The sequence below is a fragment of the Halomonas sp. ND22Bw genome (assembly GCF_003011945.1).
Lineage (GTDB): Bacteria > Pseudomonadota > Gammaproteobacteria > Pseudomonadales > Halomonadaceae > Halomonas > Halomonas halophila.
This window is the reverse complement of the sequence record NZ_PXWD01001883.1, coordinates 1-232: the sequence shown is the minus strand read 5'-3', so window position 1 is coordinate 232 and position 232 is coordinate 1. Positions and strand designations below refer to the sequence as shown.

Genomic DNA, 232 nt, shown 5'->3' with positions numbered 1-232 from the left:
TGCGCCTTGAGCTGCTCGCTCACCTGCTGCTGCAGCGTGATGCGCGGGTCGAACATGACGCGCAGCAGGCCGATGATCTGCAGGTTCTTGTTGAGGTTGGCGTGCACCTGCTTGATGGTGTTGACCAGGTCGGTCAGGCCCTCGAGCGCGAAGTACTCGCATTGCATCGGCACGATCACACCGTGGGCGGCGCACAGGCCGTTGAGCGTCAGCAGGCTCAGGCTGGGCGGGC

General features: G+C 64.7%; 1 protein-coding gene. It reads right to left on the bottom strand.

Features of this window, described 5'->3' with window-relative positions:
- A partial coding sequence (locus CVH10_RS24820; protein WP_146143430.1) for a ParA family protein occupies window positions 1-232 on the bottom strand: 232 nt, incomplete at both ends.